This is a genomic window from Pseudomonas sp. IT-P294 (assembly GCF_949767865.1).
In the GTDB taxonomy this organism is placed as follows: domain Bacteria; phylum Pseudomonadota; class Gammaproteobacteria; order Pseudomonadales; family Pseudomonadaceae; genus Aquipseudomonas.
Genome location: NZ_CATKQW010000022.1, coordinates 594,043 through 614,299 on the forward strand (window position 1 = coordinate 594,043; position 20,257 = coordinate 614,299).

Annotated in this window: 20 protein-coding genes; 14 read left to right on the forward strand and 6 right to left on the reverse strand. The window is 60.6% G+C overall.

Going from position 1 to position 20,257, the window contains the following annotated elements; all coding sequences use genetic code 11:
• Positions 1-304 precede the first annotated feature (304 nt).
• The 10 genes from ACM6I0_RS17890 to madM all read left to right on the forward strand — a co-directional run bounded on the left by ACM6I0_RS17890 (position 305) and on the right by madM (position 8,491).
• Positions 305-934 (forward strand): transcriptional regulator, encoded by a 630-nt coding sequence (locus tag ACM6I0_RS17890; protein ID WP_414922926.1) that lies wholly within the window; start codon positions 305-307, stop codon positions 932-934.
• Positions 935-1,233: 299 nt separating this feature from the next.
• Entirely contained in the window at positions 1,234-2,904 is a 1,671-nt protein-coding gene (gene mdcA / locus ACM6I0_RS17895) for a malonate decarboxylase subunit alpha (protein ID WP_090178660.1), read from the forward strand.
• Positions 2,904-3,779 carry a triphosphoribosyl-dephospho-CoA synthase gene (locus tag ACM6I0_RS17900; RefSeq protein WP_414922927.1) on the forward strand — a complete coding sequence of 292 codons (876 nt, stop codon included), beginning with the start codon at positions 2,904-2,906 and terminating at the stop codon, positions 3,777-3,779. Before mdcA ends, ACM6I0_RS17900 begins: the two co-directional genes overlap by 1 nt.
• Positions 3,779-4,078, forward strand: coding sequence for a malonate decarboxylase subunit delta (locus ACM6I0_RS17905; protein WP_414922928.1), 300 nt, complete (start codon positions 3,779-3,781; stop codon positions 4,076-4,078). The genes ACM6I0_RS17900 and ACM6I0_RS17905 overlap by 1 nt, the downstream gene beginning before the upstream one ends.
• Positions 4,071-4,922, forward strand: coding sequence for a biotin-independent malonate decarboxylase subunit beta (locus ACM6I0_RS17910; RefSeq protein ID WP_285432792.1), 852 nt, complete (start codon positions 4,071-4,073; stop codon positions 4,920-4,922). Before ACM6I0_RS17905 ends, ACM6I0_RS17910 begins: the two co-directional genes overlap by 8 nt.
• A complete protein-coding gene (mdcE, locus tag ACM6I0_RS17915) occupies positions 4,919-5,722 on the forward strand; it encodes a biotin-independent malonate decarboxylase subunit gamma (protein WP_285432790.1) in 804 nt (267 codons plus the stop codon). Before ACM6I0_RS17910 ends, mdcE begins: the two co-directional genes overlap by 4 nt.
• Positions 5,716-6,336: a malonate decarboxylase holo-ACP synthase gene (locus ACM6I0_RS17920; RefSeq protein WP_285432789.1), complete on the forward strand. Its 621-nt coding sequence runs from the start codon at positions 5,716-5,718 to the stop codon at positions 6,334-6,336. The genes mdcE and ACM6I0_RS17920 overlap by 7 nt, the downstream gene beginning before the upstream one ends.
• Positions 6,333-7,244, forward strand: a complete 912-nt coding sequence (gene mdcH / locus ACM6I0_RS17925) for a malonate decarboxylase subunit epsilon (protein ID WP_414922929.1) — start codon at positions 6,333-6,335, stop codon at positions 7,242-7,244. Before ACM6I0_RS17920 ends, mdcH begins: the two co-directional genes overlap by 4 nt.
• Positions 7,245-7,308: 64 nt before the next feature.
• On the forward strand, positions 7,309-7,725 hold the full coding sequence (madL, locus tag ACM6I0_RS17930) for a malonate transporter subunit MadL (protein ID WP_208671061.1): 417 nt from the start codon (positions 7,309-7,311) through the stop codon (positions 7,723-7,725).
• Position 7,726: 1 nt separating this feature from the next.
• Positions 7,727-8,491 (forward strand): malonate transporter subunit MadM, encoded by a 765-nt coding sequence (gene madM / locus ACM6I0_RS17935; RefSeq protein WP_285432787.1) that lies wholly within the window; start codon positions 7,727-7,729, stop codon positions 8,489-8,491.
• A 111-nt stretch (positions 8,492-8,602) separates the two neighbouring features.
• Here madM and ACM6I0_RS17940 read toward each other — a convergent pair whose 3' ends face one another.
• Positions 8,603-9,517 (reverse strand): LysR substrate-binding domain-containing protein, encoded by a 915-nt coding sequence (locus ACM6I0_RS17940; protein WP_285432786.1) that lies wholly within the window; start codon positions 9,515-9,517, stop codon positions 8,603-8,605.
• A gap of 152 nt (positions 9,518-9,669) precedes the next feature.
• Here ACM6I0_RS17940 and trhA point away from each other — a divergent pair, with 152 nt between their 5' ends.
• The gene (trhA, locus tag ACM6I0_RS17945) at positions 9,670-10,287 is read left to right on the forward strand and encodes a PAQR family membrane homeostasis protein TrhA (RefSeq protein WP_285432785.1); all 618 of its coding nucleotides are present in this window, start codon (positions 9,670-9,672) and stop codon (positions 10,285-10,287) included.
• A gap of 84 nt (positions 10,288-10,371) precedes the next feature.
• On the opposite strand, the gene ACM6I0_RS17950 is transcribed toward trhA, so the two are convergent.
• Both ACM6I0_RS17950 and ACM6I0_RS17955 read right to left on the reverse strand, forming a co-directional pair.
• Positions 10,372-11,091, reverse strand: a complete 720-nt coding sequence (locus ACM6I0_RS17950) for a 16S rRNA (uracil(1498)-N(3))-methyltransferase (protein ID WP_285432783.1) — start codon at positions 11,089-11,091, stop codon at positions 10,372-10,374.
• Between the two features lie 134 nt (positions 11,092-11,225).
• A complete protein-coding gene (locus ACM6I0_RS17955; protein WP_285432781.1) occupies positions 11,226-12,632 on the reverse strand; it encodes an adenosylmethionine--8-amino-7-oxononanoate transaminase in 1,407 nt (468 codons plus the stop codon).
• A 222-nt stretch (positions 12,633-12,854) separates the two neighbouring features.
• On the opposite strand from ACM6I0_RS17955, the gene ACM6I0_RS17960 reads away from it, so the two are divergent.
• The 3 genes from ACM6I0_RS17960 (at position 12,855) to ACM6I0_RS17970 (ending at position 16,063) form a co-directional block, all read left to right on the forward strand.
• Positions 12,855-14,618: a flavin monoamine oxidase family protein gene (locus ACM6I0_RS17960; RefSeq protein WP_285432780.1), complete on the forward strand. Its 1,764-nt coding sequence runs from the start codon at positions 12,855-12,857 to the stop codon at positions 14,616-14,618.
• A 267-nt stretch (positions 14,619-14,885) separates the two neighbouring features.
• Positions 14,886-15,437 carry a cytochrome b gene (locus tag ACM6I0_RS17965; RefSeq protein WP_414922930.1) on the forward strand — a complete coding sequence of 184 codons (552 nt, stop codon included), beginning with the start codon at positions 14,886-14,888 and terminating at the stop codon, positions 15,435-15,437.
• A gap of 32 nt (positions 15,438-15,469) precedes the next feature.
• The gene (locus tag ACM6I0_RS17970; protein WP_285432778.1) at positions 15,470-16,063 is read left to right on the forward strand and encodes a YceI family protein; all 594 of its coding nucleotides are present in this window, start codon (positions 15,470-15,472) and stop codon (positions 16,061-16,063) included.
• Positions 16,064-16,312: 249 nt separating this feature from the next.
• Here ACM6I0_RS17970 and ACM6I0_RS17975 read toward each other — a convergent pair whose 3' ends face one another.
• From ACM6I0_RS17975 to metF, 3 genes are all read right to left on the reverse strand, one after another.
• Complete coding sequence (locus tag ACM6I0_RS17975) at positions 16,313-18,187, reverse strand: DEAD/DEAH box helicase (RefSeq protein ID WP_208671069.1); 1,875 nt, start codon at positions 18,185-18,187, stop codon at positions 16,313-16,315.
• Positions 18,188-18,410: 223 nt separating this feature from the next.
• A complete protein-coding gene (locus ACM6I0_RS17980) occupies positions 18,411-19,226 on the reverse strand; it encodes a substrate-binding periplasmic protein (protein ID WP_285432776.1) in 816 nt (271 codons plus the stop codon).
• 124 nt (positions 19,227-19,350) lie between these two features.
• Complete coding sequence (gene metF / locus ACM6I0_RS17985; protein WP_285432775.1) at positions 19,351-20,196, reverse strand: methylenetetrahydrofolate reductase [NAD(P)H]; 846 nt, start codon at positions 20,194-20,196, stop codon at positions 19,351-19,353.
• Positions 20,197-20,257: the final 61 nt, after the last annotated feature.

The window sequence follows — 20,257 nt, forward strand, 5'->3', positions numbered from 1 at the left end:
CCACCGCGGGGTTCCACGCCCGGTCGCTGAATTGGCAGCGACCCACAAACGATAAAGCTCAACACAAAACCCCACCAGTCAGCGGCTTCCGGCATTGCTGTAGGTGGCGACGTCACGCCGTGTAGCCTCCCACCGTTCCAGCGGACAAACTTTTAAACACAAACCTCCAATCGACCGGCAAAGATTGATCGTTCCCACGCTCTGCGTGGGAACGATCATGACAAAACCTCAATCCACTGGCGAAAGTTGAAGATTCCCAAAAAGGGACCTATCGTTCCCTTTTTGGGACTCATTAGTTGCCACTGTGAAAAACCTTTCCCTCAGCGATGCTTTGTTCACCACCACTCAGCAAAAAGTGCTGGGCTTGTTGTTCGGCAAACCCGATCGAAGTTTTTACGCCAACGAAATCGCCCGCTGGGCTCAAGTGGGTAAAGGCAGCCTCATGCGCGAGCTGGACCGGTTGCAACAGGCAGGCGTGTTGACCCTGAGCCGCCAAGGCAACCAGACCCACTATCAGGCCAATCCGCAATGCCCGATCTATGCCGAGCTGTTGGGCATCGCCCGCAAAACTTTTGGCATCGCCGAGCCTCTGCGCCAAGCGCTTCAACCCTTTGCAGAACAGATCTCGTGGGCATTTGTGTATGGCTCTATCGCCAAGGATCAGGCAAACGCATCCAGTGACATTGATCTCATGCTGATCGGCGAAGGCCTGCACTACAGTGAAGTGATGGAGCGGCTTATGCCTCTGGAGGAGCAACTAGGCCGCGTCCTCAACCCGACGCTCTACACCCCTGATGACTGGGCCGCAAAACTGGCGGCTGAAAACAGTTTCGTCGTGCGGGTAGCGCAGCAGGACAAGATCAACCTGATGGGGGAAAACCCTTTGGAGTCCAAGGATGGGCAGCGACGAGAATCTGGAGAACCTGTTACGTAGCGGTGGACTGAAAGCTGAGCCACCGGATCGCAGCAGCAGATGGCTCGGCTGTAATTACTCCTCCTTGGAAACTGCGGCGATTGTTAGGGCCTCATCGCGGGCAAGCCCGCTCCCACAGGTATTGTGGTTGCCTCAGGTAGTGGGCTCAGCACGGACACTGTGGGAGCGGGCTTGCCCGCGATGGCGTCCGTCCGAGCAACCATTACTCCAAGCGTAACGATCCGTCTCTGTGCTTGATTGATGCCGTCCACCCAACGCTCCTAAGGTGACACCCACGACAGCGAACCCGTGGAGTGGTCATGACAACAACAATATCCCCCGACTCGCGATGGACGCGGCGGCGCAGCGAAAAGCAGCGGCGTCTGGCGCTTGTGCGAGATCTGGCCGACGGTGTGGTGCTGCCCACCGACAAAATAGTCGCCGCGCTGGAGGCGTTGATCCTGCCCGGCGACCGTGTGGTGTTGGAGGGCAATAACCAGAAGCAGGCGGATTTTCTGTCCCGCTCCCTGGTCAAGGCCGATCCGGCCAAGCTGCATGACCTGCACATGATCATGCCCAGCGTCGGTCGCTCAGAGCACCTTGACCTGTTCGAACGCGGCATTGCCCGCAAGCTCGATTTCTCCTTCGCCGGCACCCAGAGCCTGCGCATCAGCCAGTTGCTGGAAGACGGCCTGCTGGAAATCGGCGCGATCCACACGTACATCGAACTCTATGCGCGACTGGTGGTGGACCTGATCCCCAACGTCGTGCTCTCCGCCGGTTTCATGGCCGACCGCGCCGGCAACATCTACACCGGCCCCAGCACCGAAGACACCCCGGCATTGATTGAACCGGCGGCCTTCAGCGATGGCATCGTCATCGTTCAGGTCAACCAATTGGTGGACGATGTCAGCGACCTGCCTCGCGTCGACATCCCCGCGTCCTGGGTCGATTTCGTGGTGGTGGCCGACAAGCCGTTCTACATCGAGCCGCTGTTCACCCGCGACCCACGCCACATCAAGCCTGTGCACGTGTTGATGGCGATGATGGCGATCCGTGGGATCTACGAAAAACACAACGTCCAGTCGCTGAACCACGGCATCGGCTTCAACACCGCCGCCATCGAATTGATCCTGCCGACCTACGGCGAATCCCTGGGTCTCAAAGGCAAGATCTGCCGCAACTGGACCCTCAATCCGCACCCGACCCTGATCCCGGCCATCGAAAGCGGTTGGGTAGAAAGTGTGCATTGCTTCGGCACCGAACTGGGGATGGAAAACTACATTGCGGCGCGGCCGGATGTGTTCTTCACCGGGCGCGACGGCTCGTTGCGGTCCAACCGGATGTTCAGTCAGCTGGCCGGGCAATACGCGGTGGACCTGTTCATCGGTGCGACCCTGCAAGTCGATGGCGATGGCCACTCCTCCACCGTGACACGCGGGCGCCTGGCCGGTTTCGGCGGGGCGCCAAACATGGGCCACGACCCGCGTGGTCGCCGCCACGGCACCCCGGCCTGGCTCGACATGCGCCACACCGACGTGGCCGAGCCGATGCTCGAACGCGGTAAAAAGCTCGTGGTGCAAATGGTCGAGACCTTCCAGGAAGGCGGCAAACCGACCTTCGTCGAAACCCTCGATGCCATCGACGTGGCGAAAAAAAGCGGCATGCCGCTGGCGCCGATCATGGTCTACGGCGACGACGTCACTCACCTGCTGACCGAAGAAGGCATCGCCTACCTGTACAAGGCGCGCTCGCTGGAAGAGCGCCAAGCGATGATCGCTGCGGTCGCCGGTGTGACGGTCATCGGCCTGCGCCATAACCCCAAAGACACCGCCCGCATGCGCCGCGAAGGCCTGATCGCCTTGCCCGAAGACCTCGGTATCCGTCGCACCGATGCCACCCGCGAACTGCTCGCCGCCAAGAGCGTGGCCGATCTGGTCGAGTGGTCCGGTGGCCTCTATAACCCGCCCGCCAAGTTCAGGAGTTGGTAATGCACGCATTCAACCTGCAACCGAAAACCCTCACCCTGGCTGAACGGCTGGCGGACATGGCCGTGGATGCGCTGATCGACGAAGCGGACCTGTCGCCGAAACCGGCGCTGGTCGACCGTCGCGGCAATGGCGCGCATACCGATTTGCACCTGGGCCTGATGCACGCCTCGGCACTGTCCTTGTGGCCGGCGTTCAAGGAAATGGCCGAAGCGGCCATCGCGTTTGGCGAGGTCGGTCTGCCACTGCGCGAAGCGATTGGGCAGATTGGTCGTGAAGGGGAGCAAGAGATGCTCACCACCACGAATGGCGTGAACACCCATCGTGGGGCGATCTGGGCGTTAGGTCTTTTGGTCACTGGCGCCGCGCTGGAACCTCAATCCAGTGGCGCCGGCGCGGTCACTTTGCGCGCTGCACGCCTGGCCTTGCTCGACGATCGTTACGCGCCATGTCCTTTGAGCCACGGCGCCCAGGTCGCCCAACGTTACGGTGCACGCGGCGCCCGTGAAGAAGCACAACAGGGTTTCCCGGCGGTGATTCAACGCGCGCTGCCACAACTCAAACGCAGCCGTGCAGCCGGTCACGGCGAACAGAACGCCCGGCTCGATGCATTGCTGGCGATCATGACCCAACTGGCCGACACCTGCGTGCTCTACCGCGCGGGCGAACAGGGCCTGCACACCATGCAACTCGGTGCTCAAGCCGTGCTCGACGCAGGCGGCAGTGCCAGCCTCGCCGGTCGCCGCCGTCTGCATGAGCTGGACCAACAATTAATCGCATTGAATGCCTCGCCCGGCGGCGCTGCCGACTTGCTCGCAGCCTGTCTGTTCATCGACCGTATCGAGTCCTGCGACGGCGTTATCCAGGGAGCTTTTTGATGGAAACCTTATCCTTTGAATTTCCTGCCGGTCAGCCATCACGTGGCCGCACGCTGGTGGGCTGTGTCGGCTCGGGCGATCTGGAAGTGATGATCGAACCGGGTCAGGCCGGCACACTGACGATCAAGGTGCAGACCTCGGTCAATGGCGCCGAACAACGCTGGAAGCAGCTGTTTGCGCGGATGTTCGACGGCCAGACACCGTCGGCGATGGCCATCGATATCCACGATTTCGGTGCGACCCCGGGCGTGGTGCGTTTGCGTCTGGAACAAGGCTTCGAGGAGATCAGCCATGACTGACCATGCAGAACTCCTCCACAAACACAGCTTCGTCGAACTCGGTGCCCGACAACGGGCCAGAGCCTTGCTCGACGCCGGTACTTACCGCGAGTTGCTCGACCCGTTTCAACGGGTCATGTCGCCGTGGCTGTCGCGTCAGGGCGTGGTGCCGCAGGCCGATGACGGCGTGGTAATCGCCAAGGGCAGCATCGATGGTTTGCCGGTGGTCATCGCCGCCATTGAAGGCGCGTTCCAGGGCGGCAGCCTGGGCGAAGTCGGCGGGGCGAAGATGGCCGGCGCCTTGGAACTGGCCGCCGAAGACAACCGCAACGGCATTCCGACCCGCGCCGTGTTGCTGCTCGAAACCGGGGGTGTGCGCTTGCAGGAAGCCAATCTCGGGCTGGCGGCGATTGCCGATATTCATGCGGCGATTGTCGATCTGCGCCAGTACCAACCGGTGGTGGGCGTGGTGGCCGGCAGCGTTGGTTGCTTTGGCGGGATGTCGATTGCTGCCGGCCTGTGCAGCTATTTGCTGGTGACCCAGGAAGCGCGTCTGGGCCTGAACGGTCCGCAAGTGATCGAACAGGAAGCCGGGCTTGAAGAGTACGACTCACGGGATCGTCCTTTCATCTGGAGCCTGACCGGTGGCGAGCAACGTTTCGCCAGCGGTTTGGTGGATGGTTTTGTCGCCGACGACGTGGCGCAGGTGCAACAACAGGTCAGCCAATTGCTCAAGCGCGGTTTGCCAGCGCAGCAACGCAGCCGTCAGGCCGAGTTGTACCTGCAACGCCTGGCCCGTCTGGACGCCGCACCGCAAATCGAGCCGTCAGTGGTTCGCGATCTGTATCAAGGAGAGCGCTCATGAGCACGTATTCCCTGAGAGGCCTGAACTGGTTTAACGCCTTGAGTGCGGGCGCGAAACCTGTGGAGGGTTTGCCGGCTTCATTGAAAGTGGCTGACGGTGTTTTGGGTGACCAGCCTGTTCGCTTCATCGCCGTGGTGGCTGATCCTGACAACCGGTTCGTCCGTGCGCGCAATGGCGAGGTCGGGTTGCTGGAAGGCTGGGGCTTGGCCAAGGCGGTGGATGACGTCATCAGCGCTGATGCTGACAAAGCGCACAAGCGAGCCTTGATCGCCATCGTCGATGTGCCGAGTCAGGCCTACGGTCGGCGCGAAGAAGCACTCGGCATTCATCAGGCATTGGCCGGTGCGGCGGACAGTTATGCCCGCGCCCGACTGGCCGGCCATGCGGTGATCGGTTTGCTGGTGGGCAAGGCGATGTCCGGCGCATTTCTGGCTCATGGGTATCAGGCCAATCGGCTGATCGCGCTGCGTGATCCGGGCGTGATGGTGCATGCCATGGGCAAGGCGTCGGCGGCGCGGGTGACGTTGCGCAGCGTCGAGGAGCTTGAAGTGTTGGCCGCCAGCGTGCCGCCGATGGCCTATGACATCGACAGCTACGCCAGCCTTGGACTGCTGTGGGAAACCTTGTCGGTGGAGCAGATTGAACAACCGACATCGGCAGATCTGGCGCGGGTTTGTGAATGCCTGAACCTGGCGATTGACGATGTCGCCGCCAGCGGTCGCGACTTGAGCTGCCGCTTGGGCGCCACCAATCGCGCGGCGTCGAGCACGGTTCGCCAATTGCTGAGAGCGCAGTGGTGAACACGCTTCTGGCCCACGACCTGCTTTGGGGCATGACCCCGGAGCAGCTGCCTGCGGGCGCGCCTTCATGGGTGATCGAATCGCTCAGTGCGGGGCATCCAGTGGTGGTGCGGCGCGCATTGAGCGCGCCGGGCCATGTCGCGGTCGGGGTGCGTGGGCGGTTGCGTGAGCAGCGCCATGCAACGGTGATGTCGGTCGATGTGATTGCCCGTTGCGTGAAACCGGAAGCGCTTTGTCACGTCTCGATTGATCGGGATTTACCGGCCGTACGCGCCCTCCATCAACTGCGGCCACTGCTTGATGGTTGTGGTTGGGTGTGGGGCGTCAGCGGCAGCGCCGGGTTTGAGTTGGCCAGTGGTGTTCAGGCCTTGCACGAGGGCAGTGATCTGGATTTGATCCTGCGCACGCCGCAACCCTTGGCGCGTTCTCAGGCGCAGGAATTGCTGAGGATGCTTGAAGCGGTCGTGTGCCCGGTGGACATGCAGCTACAGACGCCTTTCGGCGCCGTCGCGCTGCGTGAATGGGCCGGTTCTGCTCGTCGCGTGTTGCTGAAAAATGCCGGTGAAGCTTTCCTGGTGATTGATCCGTGGAACCCGCAGGAGCAAGCAGCATGAGCAGTTTGCTGGTGTTCCCCGGCCAAGGCGCGCAGCAGCCGGGCATGCTCCACGGTTTGCCTCGCGAGACGTTGATCGAGGCAAGCGAGGTGCTGGGCGAGGATGCGTTGTTGCTCGATTCTGCCGAGGCGTTGAAGTCGACACGGGCGGTTCAACTCTGCCTGTTGATTGCCGGTGTCGCGGCGTCGCGCCAATTAGCGATGGCCCCGGATTACGTCGCGGGATTGTCCATCGGTGCCTACCCGGCAGCGGTGGTGGCGGGGGCCTTGAGCTTCAGCGATGCGTTGCGGCTGGTGCGCCTGCGCGGTGAGTTGATGCAGCAAGCTTATCCACAGGGCTACGGCATGACCGCGATCCTCGGCCTGGAGCTGGCGACCGTGGAAGGTTTACTGGCGCAGGTTCACAGCGTCGACAGGCCGGTGTATCTGGCCAATATCAACGCCGATAACCAAGTGGTCATTGCCGGCAGCGATGGCGCGATGGAAGCCGTCGCGCAGTTGGCAAGAAGTCGCGGTGCTGGCCTGGCCAAGCGCCTGGCAGTCAGCGTGCCGTCGCACTGCCCTTTGTTGGACGCCCCGGCCAAAACCCTGGCCGAAGCCTTCGCCAGCGTGCAGTTGAAAACACCGACATTGGGTTACCTGAGCGGCAGTCGCGCCCGGCCCGTCATCAACATTGATGCCTTGCGCGACGACCTGGCGTTCAACATGTGCCGCGTGGTGGATTGGCGCGGCACGGTGCAAAGCGCCTACGAGCGTGGCGTACGCCTACAGATCGAACTGCCGCCCGGTGCGGTGTTGACCGGGCTGGCGCGCCGGGTATTCGAGCAGGGCACCGTGATTGCCTTCGACGGTGCGCGTCTCGATACCTTGCAAGCGCTGTTGCGTGAGGAGGGAAGCCGCCAACCTTAAACACCGACTCAGGCCTTCGAACAACAAAAACAACATTCGACGATGCACTTTGAGGACTACAACAATGATTATTTACGGTGTGGCGCTGTTGGCGATCTGTACGCTGGCAGGGGTGATATTGGGTGACCTGCTGGGTGTGTTGCTGGGCGTGAAATCAAACGTGGGTGGCGTCGGGATCGCGATGATCCTGCTGATCTGCGCGCGGTTGTGGATGCAAAAACGCGGCGGCATGACCAAGGATTGCGAAATGGGCGTCGGTTTCTGGGGCGCGATGTACATTCCGGTGGTGGTCGCGATGGCCGCGCAACAGAACGTCGTCGCCGCCCTGCACGGTGGCCCGGTGGCGGTGCTGGCGGCCATCGGTTCGGTCGTGATTTGCGGCTGCACCATTGCCTTGATCAGCCGGACTCACAAAGGTGAACCTTTGCCCGATGAACCGGTGGACATCACACCGGTCGGCACCCCAGTAGGAGGCCGCTGATATGTGGGAGCTCATTCAGAAGGGCCTGGTGAATAACAGTCTGATCACTGCGTTTGCCTTTATCGGCGTGATCATGTGGGTGTCGGTGGTGTTGTCCAAGCGCCTGACGTTCGGACGGATTCACGGTTCGGCGATTGCCATTGTGATTGGCCTGGTATTGGCCTGGGTCGGCGGCACCATGACCGGTGGGCAAAAAGGCCTGGCTGACCTGTCGCTGTTTTCCGGCATCGGCCTGATGGGCGGCGCCATGCTGCGAGACTTTGCCATCGTTGCGACGGCGTTCGAAGTGCAAGCCACCGAAGCGAAAAAGGCCGGTTTGATCGGCGCGATTGCGCTGTTGCTGGGCACGATTCTGCCGTTCATTGTCGGGGCAAGCATTGCCTGGGCGTTCGGTTACCGCGATGCGATCAGCATGACCACCATTGGCGCGGGTGCGGTGACTTACATCGTCGGGCCAGTGACCGGTGCGGCGATTGGCGCGAGTTCGGATGTGGTGGCGTTGTCGATTGCCACCGGGCTGATCAAGGCGATTTTCGTGATGGTCGGCACGCCGATGGCGGCGAAATGGATGGGCCTGGATAACCCGCGCTCGGCGATGGTCTTTGGCGGCCTGGCCGGGACGGTGAGTGGCGTGACGGCCGGGTTGGCGGCAACGGATCGGCGGCTGGTGCCCTATGGCGCGTTGACGGCGACGTTCCACACCGGGCTTGGGTGCCTGCTGGGGCCGTCGTTGTTGTACTTCATTGTTCGCGGGATTGTCGGTTAAGCCGGTAGATCATCGCTGAGTGTTCCGACGCCATCGCGAGCAAGCTCGCTCCCACAGGAGAACGCATTCCAATGTGGGAGCGAGCTTGCTCGCGATGGGCGCGACACGGTTTCAGACTTGCCGATTGGCATACATCCGACACTCCGCCAACAGCGCCAGCAAGTTCGGGTCGCGCTCCTTGGCCTTCAAGAACACCACGCCGATGTGCTGCTGTAACCGATACTTTTCCTGCAACGGAATCAGCTTCACCCGATTCTCATACACCGCCGCAATCCTGCCTGGCAGCAACGCATAACCGACCCCGGAGCTGACCATGCTCAGCAGGGTGAAGATGTCGTTGACCTGCATCGCCACCTTCGGTTCGAACCCCGCCTGCTTGAACACCCGGTTGCCGTCCTGATGCGTGGCAAACCCCTGGGTCAGGGTAATGAACGTCTCGTCGCGGACCTCGGCGAGGTCGACTTCCGTGCGTTGGGCGAATTTCGAATCCGCCGGCGTGGCGAGGAAAATATCATCGGAAAACAGCTGAATCTGCTCGCAGTCCGGGTCGTTGACGCTGTCGTCCAGGGACACCAGAATCGCGTCGACTTCCATGTTCTTGAGCTTGTACAACAGGTCGAAGTTCGAGCCGAGGATCAGGTCGATGTTGAGCTCGCTGCGACGGATCTTCAGGCCCATGATCAGCTGCGGCACGGTTTTCACGGTCAGCGAATACAGCGAGCCAAGCTTGAAGCGTTCAGCGGAGAACCCGGCGGCTTCGCGGGTCAGGCGCACGGTTTCAACCACGTCCTGAATCAGCTTTTGCGCCCGTTCTTCCAGGACATAAGCGCTTTCCAGCGGTGTGAGGTTGCGCCCTTCGTGTTTGAACAGCGGGCAGCGCAGGGCGCTTTCCAGTGAATGGATGGCACGGTGCACGCTGACGTTGCTGGTCTGCAACTCGGCGGCGGCCCGGGCCAGGTTGCCGGTGCGCATGAAGGCCAGGAACACCTCGAGTTTTTTCAGGGTCAACTCTTCATCGATCAGCATGGCGCGGACTCTTTTTGGAATGAGTTGATTGTGCCCAATTGAGCCGCTGTTGGCTCAGGGGATTGGTGGCGCGACAATCAGAAACATTGCGCTTTTAATCTTCAGGCCTGAGCCTTGCGCAATGTTGTAGCGAATTCAGAGGTGAGCAACACATGTATCACGGGGAAAGATTGAATGCCTGGACGCATCTGGTCGGCGCGGTGGCGGCGACGGTCGGGGTGGTGTGGATGCTGGTGATTGCCAGCATGGACGGCAGCCCATGGAAGATCGTCAGCGTGGCGATTTACGGGTTTACCTTGATGGTGCTTTACAGCGCGTCGACCGTGTATCACAGCGTGCGCGGGCGCAAGAAAGCGATCATGCAGAAGGTCGATCACTTCTCGATCTACCTGCTGATTGCCGGCAGTTACACACCCTTCTGCCTGGTCACCCTGCGCGGGCCGTGGGGCTGGACGTTGTTCGGGATTGTCTGGGGTCTGGCGTTGATTGGCATCCTGCAAGAGATCAAACCGCGCTCGGAAGCGCGAATTTTGTCGATCGTGATTTACGCCGTGATGGGCTGGATTGTGCTGGTGGCGGTCAAGCCGCTCTTGGCTGCGCTGGGCACTGCCGGGTTCGCCTGGCTGGCGTCGGGCGGGATTTTGTACACCGTGGGGATTATCTTTTTTGCCCTGGATCATCGCCTGCGGCATGCGCACGGGATCTGGCATTTGTTCGTGATTGCCGGGAGTTTGCTGCACTTTGTGGCGATTCTGTTTTATGTCTTGTAGACCGAGGTGCGGCCATCGCGGGCAAGCCCGCTCCCACAGGTACGGCGGCGTCCTTGTGGGAGCGGGCTTGCCCGCGATAGCGTCTTAGAAGTCGCCCCAAAGCTGCTGGGCAACCGCCAACGCTACTACTGGCGCAGTCTCAGTGCGCAACACCCGAGGACCGAGTCGGGCTGCGTGAAAACCGGCAGACTGAGCCTGATCCACTTCAGCATCCGACAGTCCACCTTCCGGTCCGATCAGGAACGCCAAGGTCGCGGGCTTGGCATGACTCACCAACGGCTCAGCCACTGGATGCAGCACCAACTTCAGTTCAGCCTCGGTCTGCTTCAACCAGTCCGCCAGTAGCAGCGGTGGGTGAATGACCGGCACCCGTGAACGCCCGCATTGTTCACATGCGCTGATTGCCACCTGGCGCCAGTGCATCAGGCGTTTGTCGGCGCGTTCGTCCTTGAGCCGGACTTCGCAGCGGTCGCTGAAGATCGGGGTGATTTCAGTGACGCCCAGTTCGGTCGCCTTCTGAATCGCCCAGTCCATGCGTTCGCCACGGGACAAGCCCTGGCCAAGATGAATGTGCAAGGGCGACTCGACCTGTCCGGCGAAGCTCTCATCGATCTGTACCACGACGCGCTTCTTGCCGACTTCAACCAGCGAGGCGCGAAACTCGTGGCCCGAGCCGTCGAACAGCTGCAACGCATCACCTTCGGCCATGCGCAGCACGCGGCTGATGTAATGGGCCTGGGCCTCGGGCAACTCGTGTTCGCCAGTGCTCAAGGGGGCGTCGATAAAAAAGCGGGACAGTCTCATGCGGGTTCTCTTTGAATTGATCGTTCCCACGCTCTGCGTGGGAATGCCTCACTGGACGCTTTGCGTCCGCTTTTGGGACGCAGAGCGTCCCCGGCTGCATTCCCACGCGGAGCGTGGGAACGAGCGTTGCTCACCTAGCCCGGATCGCGGAAGCCCGGATGAAAGTCTTTCGGCACCGAAACGCTGACGCTGTTACGGGTCGCGATGTCGATGCCTTCGCTGGCCACTTCGGCCAGAAAGTCGATCTGCTCAGGCGTAATCACGTACGGCGGCAGGAAATACACCACGCTGCCCAATGGACGAAGTAAAGCACCGCGCTCCAATGCATGCTGGAACACCTTCAAGCCGCGACGTTCCTGCCACGGATAAGCTTCTTTCGTTGCTTTGTCCTTGACCATCTCGATGGCCAGCACCATGCCGGTCTGGCGCACTTCCGACACATTCGGGTGATCGACCAGATGCGCGGTGGAGGAGGCCATGCGCTGCGCCAGGGCTTTGTTGTTTTCGATGACGTTGTCTTCTTCGAAGATATCCAGCGTCGCCAAGGCTGCCGCGCACGCCAGCGGATTGCCGGTGTAGCTGTGCGAATGCAGAAAGGCGCGCAGGGTCGGGTAGTCGTCGTAGAAAGCGCTGTAGACATCGTCGGTCGTCACGCACGCCGCCAGCGGCAGATAACCGCCGGTCAGGGCCTTGGACAGGCAGAGGAAGTCCGGACGGATGCCCGCCTGCTCACAGGCAAACATCGTCCCGGTGCGGCCGAAGCCGACGGCGATTTCGTCGTGGATCAGGTGCACGCCGTAGCGGTCGCAGGCTTCGCGCAGCAGTTTGAGGTACACCGGGTGATACATGCGCATGCCGCCGGCGCCCTGGATCAGCGGCTCTACGATCACCGCGGCGACGGTATCGTGATGCTCGGCCAGGGTCTGTTCCATGGCGGCGAACATGTTGCGCGAGTGTTCTTCCCAGCTCATGCCTTCGGGGCGCAGGTAGCAATCGGGACTCGGCACCTTGATGGTATCGAGCAGCAGCGCCTTGTAGGTCTCGGTAAACAGCGGCACGTCGCCCACCGACATCGCCGCCATGGTTTCGCCGTGGTAGCTGTTGGTCAGGGTGACGAAGCGCTTCTTGTTCGGCTGGCCGCGGTTGAGCCAGTAGTGAAAGCTCATCTTCAGCGCGACTTCGATGCAGGACGAACCGTTATCGGCGTAGAAGCATCGGGTCAGGCCTTCCGGGGTCATCTTCACCAGGCGCTCGGACAGCTCGATCACCGGCTGATGGCTGAAACCGGCCAGAATCACGTGCTCCAGCTGGTCGACCTGATCCTTGATGCGCTGGTTGATGCGCGGGTTGGCGTGGCCAAACACGTTGACCCACCAGGAGCTGACAGCGTCGAGGTAGCGTTTGCCTTCGAAGTCTTCCAGCCAAACGCCTTCACCGCGCTTGATCGGGATCAGCGGCAGCTGTTCGTGGTCTTTCATCTGGGTGCAGGGATGCCACAACACGGCGAGATCGCGTTGCATCCACTGATTATTCAGGCCCATTTTCAGTCTCCTCGAGGCGGCTCGCGACAGGCGCGGGCAAACAATCGCGCAAGCCTATGCAATGCGTCGCCTGGGGACAACCTATTGTGTGGTTTGAACTACTTTGTATAGGGAGATAGACGTCGCTGGCGGCCTTTTGATGGCTGACGTATTCTTCGCGGTTCTTTGAGTCGTCTGGCTCCTAAAACCGCTATTTCCTCGTGTATTTCCGGAGTTCGCTGAATGTCTGCTGGTTGGCTGCGCGCCTGTGCGCTGGTGATGTTGGGGCTGTTCAGCGTATCTGCGCTGGCCAAGGATAAAACCGCGATCGTGATCGGCGGCGGGCTCTCAGGCCTGACTGCGGCTTACGAACTGCAGAACAAAGGCTGGCAGGTGACCCTGCTGGAAGCCAAGCCGAGCCTGGGCGGTCGCTCCGGCATGGCCACCAGTGAGTGGATCGGCAACGAAAAGACCCAGCCGGTCCTTAACAAATACGTATCGACCTTCAAGCTGAGCACCACGCCAGCCCCTGAATTCGTACGGACGCCGGGCTACCTGATCGACGGCGTGTATTACACCGCTGCCGACCTGGCGACCAAGGAACCGGCCACCAGCGATGCGCTCAAGCGCTACGAAAAAACCCTGGATGACCTGGCACGCTCGATTGAAGACCCACAGAATCCGGCCGCCAACAGCACCTTGTTCGCGCTGGACCAGATCAACGTGTCCAACTGGCTCGATCGTCTGAACCTGCCCGCCACTGCACGTCAGCTGGTGAATCAGCAGATCCGTACCCGTTATGACGAGCCTTCGCGCCTGTCGCTGCTGTACTTCGCACAGCAAAACCGCGTCTACCTTGGCGTCTCCGACCGTGACCTGCGCGCTTCGCGTCTGCTCGGTGGTAGCCCGGTGTTGGCCCAGGCCCTCGTCAAACAGCTGAAAACCATCAAGACCAGTTCCCCGGTGTCGAGCATCACGCAGGACAAGGACGGCGTGACTGTCAAAGTCGGCAGCGTTGGCTATCAGGCGGATTACGTCGTGGTTGCCGTGCCATTGCGTGCCCTGAGCAAGATCCAGATGACCCCGTCCCTGGATGCTCAACACATGGGCGCCATCAACGGCACCAACTACGGCTGGCGCGACCAGATCATGCTGAAGTTCAAGACGCCTGTGTGGGAAAGCAAGGCGCGCATGTCCGGTGAGATCTACAGCAACACCGGCCTGGGCATGTTGTGGGTCGAGCCGGCCCTGAAGGGCGGCGCCAACGTGGTGATCAACATTTCCGGCGACAACGCGCGGGTGATGCAGGCCTTCGGCGACAAGCAGATGGCCGATCAGGTGCTGATTCGTCTGCACGCGTTTTATCCACAGGCACGTGGTTCGTTTACCGGTTATGAAATCCGCCGCTACAGCACCGACCCGTCGATGGGTGGCGCTTACCTGGCCTTCGGTCCGGGCCAGATCAGCAAATACTGGCGCTTGTGGGAACGTCCGCTGCAACGCGTAGCGTTCGCCGGTGAGCACACTGACACCTTGTACCCGGGCACTCTGGAAGGCGCATTGCGCACCGGTCAGCGTGCAGCCAGTCAGGTTGAAGACCTGGCCGCCGGCAAGTCGTTTGAGCCTGCGAAGGTGGTTCCGGCAGCGACGGCTGTGGCGGCCGGCGCGGTAGCGGCGAAGAAAGGCAACTTCTTCACCAACCTGTTCAGTGGTTCGTCGAGTGACGACAAGAAGCCGGAGCCGGTCAAGGCACCAGAGCCTGTAACCCCGCCAGCACCGACGCCTGCTCCAGTGCCAACACCGGCCCCTGCGCCAGTGGAAGCACCAAAGCCTCCTGTGGCACCGGTCAAAGCCGAACCTGCTAAAAAAGCCGCAACCAAACATGCTACGAAGAAGCCGGCGGCCAAAACCGAGGCTAAAAAGGCAGCGGCCAAACCAGCGGCCAAGAAACCCGCGGCTAAACCTGATGCGACTGCCCCTGCAGCGACTGAAACCAAAGCGCAGTAAGGCTTTGGGGTGAAGAAAAGCGCGGCACAGATGCCGCGCTTTTTTTATGCCCGAAGAAAACCAGGTGCAAGGGATCGAATAAACCGAGTGGCGCAGGTGTTCATTAGGTGGACTTCAATTTTTTCCGCACACTGGGTCTTTAATCTTTCCTTAACAGATGCCTTACAGACTCTTGATCGTATTTCTCGATATTTCAAAGCGAAATTTTCCGCTTTAATTCGATAAGTAAATCGATAGTCTTGGGCCAGCACTTACAGGGACTCGGCAATGCAACTACGAAACTCTACTTCTCGCTACGGCTGGGTCAGCATCTTCATGCACTGGGGCGTAGCGCTGGCAGTGTTTGGTTTGTTCGGCCTGGGTTTGTGGATGGTCGGTCTCGGCTACTACGATCCTTGGCGCAAGGCAGGACCGGATCTGCACAAGAGCATCGGTTTGATCTTGCTGGGTGTCATGATATTGCGCGTGTTGTGGCGTTTCATCAGCCCACCGCCGCCTACGCTGAGCAGTTACAGTCGCATGACGCGCCTTGGCGCCAAGTTCGGACATGCCTTTTTGTATCTCTGTCTGTTCGCTGTGATGATTGCCGGTTACCTGATTTCCACCGCCGAAGGTGTCGGGATTCCGGTGTTTGACTGGTTTGAAGTGCCTGCACTGGTTTCCGGGCTACCGGACCAGGCAGATAACGCAGGTGCGATTCATCTCTACCTGGCCTGGTTGCTGGTGATTTTCTCCGGTCTCCATGCGTTGGCAGCATTGAAGCACCACTTTATCGATCGTGATGTGACCCTGAAACGAATGCTGGGTCGTAAAGCCTGACGTTCAACTTAGCCCCTCAAGGAATACAAGACATGTTGAAAAAGACTCTCGCCGCTCTGGCAATCGGTTCTGCACTGTTGTCCGCCAACGTGATGGCGGCTGACTACGTTGTCGACAAAACCGGGCAGCACGCCTTCGTCGACTTCAAGATCAGCCACCTGGGCTACAGCTACATCACCGGTACCTTCAAGGACATCGACGGCAAGTTCAGCTTCGACGCTGCCAAGCCTGAAGACAGCAAGATCGAGTTCAACGTGAACACCGCCAGCGTGTTTACCAACAACGCTGAACGCGACAAGCACATCTCCAGCAAAGATTTCCTGAAAGTGGCTGATTTCCCTAAAGCCACGTTCGTGTCCACCAGCGTTAAAACCACCGGCAAAAACGCCGACGGTAAAGTCACTGCCGACGTGGCCGGCGACCTGACCATTGCGGGTGTCACCAAGCCAGTTGTGGTCAAGGCCACTTTCCTGGGTGAAGGCAAGGATCCATGGGGCGGCTACCGTGCCGGTTTTGAAGGCACTACCAGCATCAAGCGTTCTGATTTCGGCAAGATGATGGACCTGGGTCCACAGTCTGATGCTGTTGAACTGTACGTCACCTTTGAAGGTGTCAAAGCGAAGTAACTCTTTCGCCTGACACAAAAACGCCCCTGGCCTCACGGTCAGGGGCGTTTTTTATTGCCTGCCGAAAGAATTGGCACCGCAGATCCCTTGTGGGAGCGAGCTTGCTCGCGATGGCGGACTTCCATTCAACATCGATGCTGAATGTGATGGCCTCATCGCGAGCAAGTTCGCTCCCACAGTGGGTTAGTGTCGGCCAGAAAAAATGCCCCGGATCTTGCGATCAGGGGCATTTTTCATTGCGGCGATAACTCAGCGATTGCGGGTCAGCAAGGCTGGTTTTTCACCGCGAGGACGGCCTGGCAGTTGATCAAGTTGCTCAGGAGTCGGGAAACGATCGGTTTTCGACTCCTTGTGAATGATCTTCGGTGCCGGGCCGCGCGGGTTTTGCACAGCCGGTTCCGAACGCGGCTGATCGTCACGAGCCGGGCGGCGGTTGCGGGACTCTTCACGACGGGCCTGGCCGTCACGTGGAGCGCCGTTGCGTGGGCCGCTGCGCTTGGCTGGCGGTGTGCCAGTGGTCGCGCCGTCGCTGCTGCGTGGACCGCTCTGGCGACCTTGAGGCTTGCCGCCCGTGCGCGGAGCACCTGCGCCAGCTGCCGCGCCTTGTGCCGGAGCACCCGGACGGCGGCCACGGCCCTGGGCCGGTTTGGCCTGAGGCACGTAATCGACGCGGTTACCGAAGTTGTCCACGTCGTCGTCCAGGAACTCGTCCGGGGCACGATCAGCGGCAGCGCGTGGCGCCGGACGCTGTTGCTCGCGAGCCGGTGTGCCTTCGCGTGGCTTGTGTTCACGGGCCGGGCGATCGCCGCGACCGGTGGCCGCCGGTTTTTCCTTGCCGCCCTTGTCCTTGCCCTTGTCTTTACGACCGCCGCCACCGCCAGTGCCGGTCGGACCGTCGCCGCGCGGGCCACGTGGGTTGCGCGGGTTACGCACATCCGGACGCTCGCGGACTTCAGGTTTCTCGGCTTCTACGGCGCTGGAGTCGAAGCCCATCAGATTGCCGTCGGCAATCTTTTGCTTGGTCATGCGCTCGATGCTTTTGAGCAGCTTTTCTTCGTCGGGAGCGACCAGCGAGATCGCCTCGCCTGAACGACCGGCACGGCCAGTACGACCGATACGGTGGACGTAATCTTCATCGACGTTCGGCAGTTCGAAGTTGACCACGTGCGGCAACTGGTCGATGTCCAGACCGCGAGCGGCGATGTCGGTGGCGACCAGGATGCGCACTTCGCCAGCCTTGAAGTCGGCCAGGGCTTTGGTGCGTGCGTTCTGGCTCTTGTTGCCGTGGATCGCGACGGCGGAGAGGCCGTGTTTGTCCAGGTACTCGGCCAGGCGGTTGGCGCCGTGCTTGGTGCGGGTGAACACCAGCACCTGTTCCCAGGCGCCTGCGGTGATCAAATGCGCCAGCAGCGAACGCTTGTGGTTGGCCGGCAGACGGAATACGCGCTGTTCGATGCGCTCGACCGTGGTGTTCGGCGGCGTGACTTCGATGCGTTCCGGGTTGTGCAGCAGCTTGCCGGCGAGGTCGGTGATGTCTTTGGAGAACGTCGCCGAGAACAGCAGGTTCTGACGTTTGCTCGGCAGACGGGCCAGGACCTTCTTCACGTCATGGACAAAGCCCATGTCGAGCATGCGGTCGGCTTCGTCCAGCACGAGGATTTCCACGTGGGACAAATCGACGCTGCCTTGGCCGGCGAGGTCGAGCAGGCGGCCAGGGCAGGCCACCAGCACGTCGACACCACGGGACATGGCCTGAACCTGTGGGTTCATGCCAACGCCGCCGAAGATGCAGGCGCTGACGAACTTCAGGTCACGGGCATAGACCTTGAAGCTCTCGTGCACTTGAGCCGCGAGTTCGCGGGTAGGGGTCAGGACCAATACGCGTGGTTGGCGCGGGCCGTGACGCTGGGATTTGTCCGGGTGACCGTTGGGGAACAACCGCTCCAGAATCGGAAGGGCAAAGCCGCCGGTTTTACCAGTACCTGTCTGTGCCGCGACCATCAGGTCGCGACCTTGCAACACGGCGGGAATGGCCCGCTGTTGCACCGGAGTAGGCTCGGTATAGCCCGCTGCCTCGATGGCGCGGACTAAAGCCTCGGAGAGACCGAGGGAAGCAAAGGACATGAGTAATCCTGTTTTAGTTAGGGCTTGGCCCAATGGGAGTCTTGCCTGGCGCGAATGGCGTTTAAGAGGAACGCAATCCCGTCCGGTCCTGCTGGGTTTCGAAGGCTCGTCTGGAGCGCTCGCGCGGGCTGAAAAGCTGCGCTGTAGCGGGGTCGAGATGCCTTGAACGATTCCGAGCGTCCGGGCGTGAGCCTGGCGGGAAGGCCGGAGTATAACAGAGCAATCACTGCGCGCCGCTTTCCTGCTGCTCAACGGTTTTTACGGTGGTCGAGGAGGCGCTGGCCGCTTTCACACTGTTGACCGGATCGGCGCCGTAACGGGCGCTCAGCTCGGCGTAGGCGGGCTCGCGCTTGAAGCGCTTGAGTTCGGCACCGAAGCGCTGCACCAGCAAATCCATGCCGGCATTGCGGCGTACCGCCAAAAACTGGCTCTGGTGGCTGATGACGGTGGGGTTTTCAGTGATCTTGTCGCGGATGCCCAGTTCATCGAGCAAATGCTGACCGACCCTGCGATCAGTGATCAGCAGGTCGATGCGCCCGCGCACCAGCTTGCCGAAGTTGGCTTCGTGAGTCGGCGCCGGTTCCCGTGTGAACAAGGTCGATTCCCTGAAGTCCTGGCTGTACAGATAACCGGGCGAGGTGCCGATGGTCAGGCCTTTGAGGTCGTCCAGGGTGCGGAATGGATGCGGGTGCTCGTTGGCGTAGAACATCACGAACTCGACTTCCGACAGCGGTTCGCTGGGGTAGAGCAACGTCGCGTCGCGTTCGTCACTGTGGAAAATATCCAGCGCACCGTCCGCTTGACCCGTTTCAAGCATTGAAAGGCAGCGTTTCCACGGCAGGAACTGCCAGTCCACCTCGATCCCCAGTCGTTTGAAGACAATGGCCGTGGTTTCGTAATCCAGGCCCAGGGATTTGCCATTTTCCTCATACACGTACGGCGCCCACGGTTCCGTGACAATGCGCAGCTTCTCGCCCCGGGCGGCAAAGCTCAGGCAAGTGAAAACAAACAGGGTGAGTAACTGCGCGATTAGAGGCATGGCTTGAGATTACGACGAGAAACCATAAAGAGCCAGAAACTGGATCCAGAAGCTCTGGCTCGGGGCGCATTCCATAAAAAAGGCCCTGGGTTTCGCCAGAGCCTTATTGGAGTGCTGCACTGTTTCAGCGCGGCAACTTCAGGTTGTTCCACACCGCCAGACTCGCTTCAGCCTGATTCAGTGTGTAGAAGTGCAGGCCCGGTGCGCCACCTTGCAACAGACGTTCGCACATTTCGGTGATGACTTGCTCACCAAAGCGTTGAATGCTCTGGGTGTCGTCGCCGTAGGCTTCCAGTTGCTTGCGGATCCAGCGCGGGATTTCCGCACCGCAGGCGTCGGAGAAGCGCGCGAGCTTGCTGTAGTTGGTGATCGGCATGATGCCTGGCACGATCGGGATGTTCACGCCCTTCGCCCGTACACGCTCGACGAAGTAGAAGTAGCTGTCGGCGTTGAAGAAGTACTGGGTGATGGCGCTGTTGGCGCCAGCGTTGGCCTTGCGCACGAAGTTGTTCAGATCGTCTTCGAAATTGCGCGCTTGCGGATGCATTTCCGGGTAGGCGGCGACTTCGATATGGAAATGATCACCGGTTTCTTCACGAATGAATTCAACCAGGTCGTTGGCGTGGCGCAATTCGCCGCTGGCCATGCCCATGCCCGACGGCAGGTCACCGCGCAGGGCAACGATACGGGTGATGCCTGCCGCCTTGTACTGGGCCAGCAGACCGCGCAAGTCGTTTTTGCTGTCGCCAACGCAGGACAAATGCGGTGCGGCAGGGACTTTGACTTCGCTTTCGAGCTGCAACACGGTGTTTAGCGTGCGATCACGGGTCGAACCACCAGCGCCGTAGGTGCAAGAGAAGAAGTCAGGATTGTAGGTCGCCAGATGACGGGCCGTAGCAATCAGTTTTTCATGCCCAGCATCGGTCTTCGTAGGGAAGAACTCGAAGCTGTAGCGACGTTCTTGGGACATGGGAATACCCTTTGCAATCGCAAAAGGCGGGCCGGTGATGGCCGGCCCGCCTGGTCAGGAT